Origin of the sequence: Pontibacter qinzhouensis (assembly GCF_008017455.1) — a bacterium.
Lineage (GTDB): Bacteria > Bacteroidota > Bacteroidia > Cytophagales > Hymenobacteraceae > Pontibacter > Pontibacter qinzhouensis.
Genome location: NZ_VRTY01000153.1, coordinates 1 through 9,243, shown reverse-complemented (window position 1 = coordinate 9,243; position 9,243 = coordinate 1). Strand labels below are relative to the sequence as shown.

Below are 9,243 nucleotides of genomic sequence, written 5' to 3'. Positions count from 1 at the left end.
GGAGCTGAAACAGGCAATGCTAGAGAACCAGTAGCAGTTATTCTGATACTGCTGAACTCCAACGTAATAGAATAAAAGTGGGAGCAACGTAGAACAACACGTTGCTCCCACATTTTTTTGATACTGTAGCAAATGGCAATTAGCAACTGCTTCTAAAGCCAGATTATTCTAATGAAAAGTGCCTTCAGAAGATATTTCAACTGTTTTCAGTCAAGGGCTGCTCTACCTTTTTAACTGTGTTGCACCAGATTATTGCCTGCGATTTAACTTCTCTGAATCCAGCATTTTTTTCCACCTGTTTTTTATTTGGTTTGACAAAACCGATGTCTCTGACCCGTATTATGTTGCCTTTTTTACTACATCTCTTTGAGGCGCACAAAGTACATTCAACTTAAACATGTCGAGACCCTTGGCGAATTTTTGATTGAAAGCCTTCTGGAGAGTGTTTTCATTTAAATAATCTGGACGATAACACTTGCTTTTCATTATCCGATTAAACTTCCTTGATTGTACTAACTTAGATAACTTTTTAAGTGTCTTCAAGGGAGTTACTTCCTGAAAGTGCAGAAGCCATAATGGAGTTACATTGAAGCATCATCAATTGCAGTGCTGTAACAGGAGACACAGCAAATTGAGCTATCCTGTGGCTTTACGGTTATATTTTAAAAGGAACCATAAATCCACATTTCAAAGTTTTAGAATTCTCATTTACTTGTTAATCAAACGTTTATCAAATTTCAGCAATACTTAAAAGCAAAATTATGGCTTTACTTACATGCATCAATTTTATAATTCCGTTCAATTCGCAACACCACGCGTATAGCTAACTAGTGGCTTGCCACCAGCTCATAACTTATTGTAGGTGCAGAAACTTATATTTGCTTTTCCTTTAGAACGATGTTAATGGCTGCGCAAATAGCTGCTTCTATTTCGTTAACATTACAGCAAATAAAACAGCAACAGCTGACGAAATCAGAGCATGACGAAGGCTGGCCCAAAGGCAACCGGGGCAGAAGGAAGCCAGGGCAAAAAACACCAGGTACTGCATTAGAAACTATAAAAATGGAGGTTCGGGCGGAAGTTCGGACTTTTTTTATTTGCTCGGAAAAAGCACTTAAAACCTTTTTCTTAATTCCTTTAACCTCTGCACAAACCTTATAAAATCCTCACTGGGGCTTGTATTCTGAAGCGTGGCCCTATTACAATAAGGGCGGTGATGCCGAAGGTAGCCTGTAGGCACAACATAACAGCATAGAAAGTAGCATTCTTAACGTTACCCAATTATACTATTAATTTCATTTTCCTTACTTATATGAGACTTACCATTGAGAGAAAGAATGCAAAGATATACCCGGACCCTAAACGGGTTATTGCCCGCTACTTCTTTAACAGCGAAGAACGGGCCCGGCAGGTAATACAGCACGTAATGGAAATGAACGACGAAAAAGTGTTCAGTACCATCTCTCCTATCCTGCAGGAGTATTCTAAAAGGCACCGGAACATAACCAAAGTACTTAACCGGCATTGCAGCCGCCTGCAGCGCATATTCTTAGAGCTGAACATCGACTACGAGCAGTTGCACACCTACCGCAGGTTACTGATCGGCTCTTTTTTCACGCACGAATACTCTATAGAATCAGCCGCATTTTTTAATCCATCTATTGTAGAGGACCCGGACCAGACGGAGCTGGAAGAAGGTCAGAAACGAGTTATCATCAGCTTCAGGGCCGTAGGCGAAGGCCACATCTCGTCTATTGTCTTCAGAAGGGCCTTGCTCGACAAAGCCTGTAACATAACCGTTGACCCGGTCGGAAACCATGTGGATGAGGCTGAAATTATACACAGCTCTGCCTACGAAAAAAGCTTGTTTTTTGATAACGCCTACAGCGGCAAAATTGCCCAGCATGTGCTGAAAGAAGTAGCAGACCAGTTAGAAGAGAAGTTTGATTACAACAAGCTAAAGGCGCTCATCAGCCAAATGAAACAGGCGCAGCCGGATGAACAGTCTAAAATGGAGTATGATAAGGTGTTGTGGCTGGCCGATTCTTATTACAAAATCACCTTCTCCCTCGACACCGATATATCTGACCGGGTGATCTTTCCCATCTCTGAGTTTGAGCGCAAAGGTATTGAAGATGCCCGCTTTGTGCGCTTTACCGAGGAGGACGGCAGCATTGTGTATTTTGCTACCTACACGGCCTACGATGGCGAAATTATAGTGCCTAAAATGCTGAAGACGAAGGACTTTTATAACTTCAAAATTATGCCGCTCTATGGCACCGGTGTACAGAACAAGAACTTCGCGCTCTTTCCCCGCAAAATTAACGGCAAATTCGTAATGGCTTCCCGCAACGATGGCTGGAACAACTACATTATGTACTCCGACAATATTAACATGTGGGAAAACCCGGTGCGCATACAATGCCCGAAATACCCGTGGGAATTTGTGCAGGTAGGCAACTGTGGCTCACCGATAGAGACAGAGCACGGCTGGCTCCTGCTTACGCACGGAGTTGGCCCAATGCGCCGCTACTGCATAGGTGCCAGCCTGCTGCAACTCGACGATCCATCCAAAGAGATAAGCCACCTGGACGAGCCGCTGCTCATTCCGAATAAAGATGAAAGGGAAGGCTACGTACCGAATGTGCTTTACTCCTGCGGGCCTATTGTGCATAATGGGCAACTGGTTATTCCCTACGGGCTCTCCGACTATTGCTCCTCCTTTGCCACAGTAGATCTTAACGCCTTGCTGAATAAATTGCGCAGCCCGTCTTTAGCTGTTTAAAATTTGCTTGTAAAGGTGCAGGTAATCTGTAGCCATTTTCTGCTGCGAAAACTGCGCTAAACTCCAGGCATGGCAGGTGTGGCGGCTGATGTAGCTTATTTGCTGCACGGCAGCCACTGCCTCGCTGGTGTCTTTTACCAGAAACCCGGTTTCTTCATGCTGAATCAGCTCTGGCATAGCGCCTTTGTTGAAGGCAACAACTGGTGTGCCGCACAGCATGGCCTCTGCCACACTTAAGCCAAAGGGCTCCTCAAAAAGGATGGGGTGCAGCAACGCTATGGCATTACCTAGAAGCTTGTTCCTGCTTTCAGGGCCGGCAGCGCCTAAAAACTCTATTTGTTCGCCTAAAAAAGGCTTTACCTTCTCATCAAAATAATGCTGGTCCTGAATAATGCCGGCAATAAGCAGCCGCTTTTTGCTCTGCAGTGCAATCTCAATAGCTTCTGCCGTGCCTTTATCAGGATGAATGCGCCCAAAAAACAACAGGTAATCTTCCGGTTGTACGTTTAAGGTAAATGCTGCTGCCCGAATGCCATTGTAGATGGTTGCCCTATATTCCAAAGCTGGGCTGCGGTCGGCATTGCTGATGGAGACGTAGTGTGAAGTGGCGTTGTATTTCTGGTAAACCGGCAAAATTCTGGATGAAGAAAACCCATGGATGGTAGTGACCATGGGCGTTGAAATAAGCCGGGAATACGAAAGTGGCAGAAAATCGAAATGGTTGTGAATGATATCAAAGTCAGCCGCTTTTTCCATTACGTTACTGATGTGCAGGCATTCTACTACTTTGGCATCCTGTGTGCGGTCTTCTTCATATCCTGTGTCTACTACAGCATCCAGCTTTCCTGCTGTTATAGCATCTGCTGTGGCAAAAAGAGTTACGTCGGCTCCTAAGCTCAGAAGACCTTCGGTTACGTTGGAAGCCATCTGTTCCCAGGGGCCGTAGTGGCGGGGCGGAGTGCGCCAGGCTATAGGAGCTAATACTGCTACTTTCATGGTTAACGTGTCGGTTCTGTTACCTGACTGGCCAGGTCGTACTCGTATTCAAGTTCCAAAGCCTTCAGTACGGCCAGGTGAGAGATGAGGTATGCCAGCGTGCTCTCGGCCCCCTGGTTGCGGTTAAGCCCTGTTTCCTGCAGTCCGTCGCAACAGCCTTTTGTTTCGTGGTCGTACAAGGGAACACGCAAAATGTTGTCTCCTAAAAACCACTGGTAGCTGATAAACAATTTCTCGACATATTCGGGACTTTGTGTACTTTGGTAGGCCTGCAGGTACAGCAGCACCATCGCCATTGTTTCTATAGCCTGCTGGTCAAACACCGGCACCTCTCCCCCACGCTGATGCCAGCCGTTATTGCCTATCGGGCTAAGGTAGCCTTTTTCCATGGTAAGACTGTCCAGAAAAGCCATCGACTCCATAGCCACTTCCTTCACCTTTTCATCGTTTGTTATTTCGTAAGAGTGGAGCAGCGCCAAAGGCAGTATGGCATTATCGTAAGTTAGCTTCTCTTCGTACCAATGCCACTCACTGCCGCGATGTTGTGCATAAGACTCCATTAAAGGCGCCGTTAAGCCAACAAGTTCCTGAAGCAGTTGATCGTCGTCGGGATGCGCTTTCAGGTAATAGCTCAGCCCAATAATGGTATTCGCCATGCCTCGTAAATGGTGAAGCTGCCTGAAGTGGGGAACAGAACGCAAAAACAGCTCCCCGGCAAACTCCCGATAAGAGTTGTTGGGGGCGCAGCTAATCAGGTAACCCAACGACCAGACCGTGCGGCCAAAAGAATCCTCAGAACCCACTTCATCTAAATACTCGCGCCTAAAGCTCAGGAAATTACGGAAGTTTCCGTCGTCGCATTGCATGTAATGTAAAAAGCTGAGGTAAATGGGTAGCAACTCCAGTGCTTCCTGGCTTTTGTTGCGCTGGTAGGCCATCAGCGCCATAATCAGGGCGCGGGCATTGTCGTCGAGGCAGTAACCTTCTTTCAGGTTAGGAATGCCGTATTTAGCGTGCTGCACAATGCCGGTATCATCGGTTAGGCGGCAGGCATGCGTCAGGCTGAACTCCGGTATTCTCTCCGGGTCCACGATCTGGAGCAGCTCTTTCTCTACAACTACTTCCTGCTTGTTGCTTTCCTGAATCGTCCGGATGTAATCGGCGCCGATCTGTGGCCAGCGTAAGTGCAGGCCGTATTCGTAGGCATTCTTTTTAAGGGCTTGCAGCGTCTTCGGCTGGTCTAGTAGCTCTAGTATGGTATCGGTAGTACGGTGGCATCTTTAAATGGAAATAACCGCCCCCTGTTGTCTGCCAGCAGCTCCTGGGCATGCCAGTATGGGGTAGAGACTACTGCCGCTCCGGCGCCCACAGCATAAGACAGCGTGCCGCTGGTAATTTGGGCCTCGTTCAGATAGGGCGTTACATAACTATGGGCCGCCGACAGGTAATTCATCAGCTCCTCTTCCGACACAAACTTATTGATGAACGTTAAGTGCTTGTCGACATGCAGGCGCACTGCCAGCCGCTTCAAAGAATCCCTGTATTCCTCACCTGAGGTTCGCAGAATAGTAGGGTGTGTCTTGCCCAGAATGACGTACATTACATCAGGATGCCTTTCCACAATTTTAGGCAAGGCTTGAATAACTGTTTCGAGACCTTTGTTGCGACTTAAAAGCCCGAAAGTCAGCAGTACTTTATGGTTACGGAAGGGTAATACCTTGTTTAAGGGGTTTATGGCAGGAGCCTCCAGATCTGGTACCCCATGCTCAATGTACTGTATCTTATCCGGAGTTATACCATATATGGCTATCAGAAACTCAATGCCACGCCGGCTCATTACAATTACTTTGGCTGAGCGTGCTGCAATTTCCTGAATAATGAGTTTTTGAATATGCGATGGCTCCTGCAACACCGTATGCAGCACCGTAAACAATGGCTCTTCCAGCCGATGAAGCAGCGGCAGCACATAAATACCACTCTCGCCCCCATAAATGCCAAACTCATGCTGCATGACCACCGCCTGTACATCGCTGGTGTTTATAAAGGTAGCCGCTTCGATGTAGTCTTTCTGACGATTCTGCCTGATAACAAACTTTATGTGCTTCGGTTAATCGTAGGTATTCAGCTCATCTAAATCGTTGATGGCAATGCCAAAGCCATCTTCCTGAATGGTCTGATCAGGGAAGTTTGCCAGAATGGCCCGCTCCTCATTGTCGTTAAAAGTTGCAATACCGCATTCGCGCGGTAAGTATGTGGAGATATAGGCAATTCGCATAAGTCAGAAAGGGAAAAGGAGAGAATCTGAATGAAAGACAATTTCCAAACAGAAATAAGTTTTGTACAAATTTATAACGTGAGCTACTACTATAAAGGTTCAGATAATATTCCTTTACCAGTGGCTCAGCCTGCTTTCTGAAAATTCTGGATTTGCACTAGAACTGCAACTTATCAGTTCTTTTACTTTGGTGAGAGAAAAAGTATCTGTCCAGAAGAAAATATAATTAAGAGGAATTCAAAACTTAACTTTTAAGCGCTTTAAGTGAAACCTATTACTCTGAAAGGAAAAGCCATACTGGATGCTAGTAAACAAGCTAAGTAAATGCAGTTATAAATAGCGCCATAACTATCCGGAATTAAAAAAATGTTGAATAGACCCTTGGCTAAATTCTGCTTTAAAATCTTTTGGAGGCTGTTTTCATTCGAATAATTCAGGAGCTACCATTAAATTAGGGTAATTTATCTGTCATAACCTTTTTATAAGCCCTCTGATGCTGGATTACAATAAAAAACTACTGAGGCTGTTGGTTACGATGTACTTTAGAAGCCGCCGTTCAAAAATGGACCACGATACACAGAAATGCTCTAATGTAATTTCCCTATATTTGTCAGGAAGCAGACTGCTATGGTCAACGTACGAGATCAAGATAATTCTGCTTTAAATCAGAACTTATTCAGTAACAACCATTAGTAAACTAGATCATCCAAAATATCTGTTTTATATTACATCATGAAAAACCTTTTTATACTACTGATTTCCTTCGCAGTACTTTCCTGTAGTTCAACCAAGCAGGAAGAATCGCCACAATGGTCGCAGAAGATGGTAGAGTCTCATGGCTTAGTTGATTTTTACACTAACAGGCATCATCAGGCCAAGCTAGCAGATACCGGATGGGATTATGTGTCTGGTCTTGTTGCAAGTGCTGTGCTGAAAGCCTGGATCATGTACCCGGAGAAAACAGAGTATTATGATGCTGTTAAAGCCTTTGCAGATAGAAACTTAAATGAAGATGGCACCATGATGCTGGACTCCAAGGGAGGAGCTGCACTAAGGCCAAGTAACATAGACGACCTGCCGGCCGGAAGAATCTTTTTCGCACTTTATGAAGAAGAAATGAGGAAGGGCAACACAAAGGATGCCGAGCGCTATAAAACTGGTGCAACCGTTATTCGCAACACCCTGAAGCATGACCACGCTCGCATAGCAGCCGGATTGCCCGGAGCCGGAGGATTTTTTCACAAAGCTATATACCCCAACCAGATGTGGCTCGATGGTTTGTACATGGGGTCGCCTATTTATGCGCAATGGCAGGATGCTTTTGGGCAAACTGATGCAAATGAGAACAGCGAAAGCTGGGAAGACATTGCGCAGCAGTTTAAAACTATTCACAAATTTACCTATAACCCTGAGAAACAACTGAACTACCATGCCTGGTCGGCTACTCCAGCTGACTCTAACTCTTTTTGGGCCAATTCAACAGAACCATTTTCAGGATGTAGCAAGGAGTTCTGGGGACGTGGTATGGGCTGGTATTTTGCCGCGCTGGTAGATGTGTTGGAATATATGCCGAAAGACCACAAAGACTACAACGATGTACTGCAGATTTACCACCAGGTGGCGGCAGGTTTAAAACGCTGGCAAGATCAGGAATCGGGTGTTTGGTACCAGCTGCTGCAGTACGATGCTACCACAACAGCCGATGGCAAAGGTGATACCATAGCCGGTGAAACCTATAATGTGGGAACAGCGCCGAACTACCTGGAAGCGTCCTGCTCCTCTATTTTCACCTATGCCTACCTGAAAGGTATCAGACTTGGTCTGCTTGACAAAGCTGCTTATGTACCGGTGGCTGAAAAGGCGTACCAGGGGCTGCTTACTAACTTTATACGAGAAGCCGATGGCAAAACCAATGTTATTCAAACCTGTGCATCAGCAGGCTTAGGTCCAGCCAAAGATCCGTCACGTACAGGAACAATAAACTATTACTTGAGCGGAAAAGACGTGACCATTGTTGAAAATGAAGGTAAAGCCATCGGGACGTTTATAATGGCATCTTTGGAGTATGAAGATTACATGCGCACGAATAAAAAATAATTAACTATGACAGCTTTACCTAACAATTACTCAGTTAGGTGTGCAATTAGATTATTTTCAACTAAATTTTAATTGAAATAGCAAGTATTAATCTCCTAGTTTGATAACCAGAAACGCCTGCAAACTTTACATTTGCAGGCGTTTCTGGTTTCTCTCTGTTATTCTTTTCAAGGAGTGAGTATTTTCTAATCTGTTTTCATGAAAAACAGGCAAGCACATCATAAAATCTGTCGGCCAGACCCTTGGCAAAATTCTAATGGAAAATCTTCTGGAGGCTGTTTTTATTCGAATAATTTCATAGCTTAAACTGACACAGGTGAATTATCCGGCAAAAATCATAAGTATATGCTTTTGCACTCGTGATAACGCTGAAAAGCCGTGTGCCTGCGAAGCCGCTGACTTAGCTGGATAACTAAATAATAAGTTATAGAATGAAATTGATGTGTAGATAAAAGTGCCATAAGACAAGGGAGGAGTGTATTTAAAACTCGTATATTAGTTAGGTATAATAAAACCGAATTAGCCGATGAGTACCAGATCAGATAATCAACAAAAGAAGCAGCGCCAAAAAGAATTCAAAGAAAGAAAAGAAAACCAGGAGCGTCTTAAAGCTGCTGCGAAAACAGCTAGACAAGGAAATAAAAAGCAGGTTGTAAACTAACCTGTGGCAAAAAGCTTCTTTAAAACGATGAAAACAGAGATGGTGTACCACTACCAATTCACCACCAGATAGCAAATTAAACTAGCTATTTTCGAGTACATCGAAAGCTTTTATAAACGGAAAAGGAGGCACAAGGCCCTGAGCTACCTGACATCCTGCCAGTATGGGAACCTCCTATACAACCAAATAGTAGCTACCTGTAAAAAGTCTAAAGTATAACATTGCAATTCTAACCCCTAAGGATTAAGATAAACTGAATGTTTTAGAGGGGGAGTAAAAACAAAAAAGCCCGAAATCATACGATTTACGGGCTTTTTGCTGCTTTTGGTTGGTTAACCGGCAGAGAGTGAAGGATTTTTCTACTCTACCCAACTAAAAATTGGGTGTTTTGATAGTATTGAAATTGGCGATTGAGCCATCGGATAAAGA

Annotated in this window: 9 protein-coding genes and 1 pseudogene; 6 read left to right on the top strand and 4 right to left on the bottom strand. The window is 44.5% G+C overall.

Features of this window, described 5'->3' with window-relative positions; genetic code table 11:
- The first annotated feature begins 903 nt into the window (after positions 1-903).
- On the top strand, positions 904-1,161 hold the full coding sequence (locus tag FVR03_RS22930; RefSeq protein WP_147924111.1) for a hypothetical protein: 258 nt from the start codon (positions 904-906) through the stop codon (positions 1,159-1,161).
- A 151-nt stretch (positions 1,162-1,312) separates the two neighbouring features.
- On the top strand, positions 1,313-2,785 hold the full coding sequence (locus tag FVR03_RS22925) for a glycoside hydrolase family 130 protein (RefSeq protein WP_147924110.1): 1,473 nt from the start codon (positions 1,313-1,315) through the stop codon (positions 2,783-2,785).
- Here the strand turns inward: FVR03_RS22925 and FVR03_RS22920 are convergent.
- From FVR03_RS22920 to FVR03_RS25080, 3 genes are all read right to left on the bottom strand, one after another.
- Positions 2,774-3,781, bottom strand: a complete 1,008-nt coding sequence (locus FVR03_RS22920) for a glycosyltransferase family 4 protein (RefSeq protein WP_147924109.1) — start codon at positions 3,779-3,781, stop codon at positions 2,774-2,776. The genes FVR03_RS22925 and FVR03_RS22920 overlap by 12 nt on opposite strands.
- Before the next feature lie 2 nt (positions 3,782-3,783).
- A complete protein-coding gene (locus FVR03_RS25085) occupies positions 3,784-4,872 on the bottom strand; it encodes a hypothetical protein (protein ID WP_255474373.1) in 1,089 nt (362 codons plus the stop codon).
- A gap of 158 nt (positions 4,873-5,030) precedes the next feature.
- Positions 5,031-5,792, bottom strand: coding sequence for a glycosyltransferase (locus FVR03_RS25080; RefSeq protein ID WP_255474372.1), 762 nt, complete (start codon positions 5,790-5,792; stop codon positions 5,031-5,033).
- Here FVR03_RS25080 and FVR03_RS25075 point away from each other — a divergent pair.
- Positions 5,784-5,915 carry a hypothetical protein gene (locus FVR03_RS25075; protein ID WP_255474371.1) on the top strand — a complete coding sequence of 44 codons (132 nt, stop codon included), beginning with the start codon at positions 5,784-5,786 and terminating at the stop codon, positions 5,913-5,915. The genes FVR03_RS25080 and FVR03_RS25075 overlap by 9 nt on opposite strands.
- On the opposite strand, the gene FVR03_RS25070 is transcribed toward FVR03_RS25075, so the two are convergent.
- Positions 5,889-6,056 (bottom strand): hypothetical protein, encoded by a 168-nt coding sequence (locus FVR03_RS25070; protein ID WP_255474370.1) that lies wholly within the window; start codon positions 6,054-6,056, stop codon positions 5,889-5,891. The two genes, FVR03_RS25075 and FVR03_RS25070, sit on opposite strands and share 27 nt — an antisense overlap.
- A gap of 732 nt (positions 6,057-6,788) precedes the next feature.
- Here FVR03_RS25070 and FVR03_RS22910 point away from each other — a divergent pair.
- The 3 genes and pseudogenes from FVR03_RS22910 (at position 6,789) to FVR03_RS25265 (ending at position 9,033) form a co-directional block, all read left to right on the top strand.
- The gene (locus FVR03_RS22910) at positions 6,789-8,153 is read left to right on the top strand and encodes a glycoside hydrolase family 88/105 protein (protein ID WP_147924108.1); all 1,365 of its coding nucleotides are present in this window, start codon (positions 6,789-6,791) and stop codon (positions 8,151-8,153) included.
- A gap of 526 nt (positions 8,154-8,679) precedes the next feature.
- Positions 8,680-8,814 carry a hypothetical protein gene (locus tag FVR03_RS25065; RefSeq protein ID WP_255474369.1) on the top strand — a complete coding sequence of 45 codons (135 nt, stop codon included), beginning with the start codon at positions 8,680-8,682 and terminating at the stop codon, positions 8,812-8,814.
- Positions 8,815-8,817: 3 nt separating this feature from the next.
- Positions 8,818-9,033 (top strand): annotated as a pseudogene (locus FVR03_RS25265) (IS3 family transposase).
- The last annotated feature ends 210 nt before the right edge of the window (positions 9,034-9,243 follow it).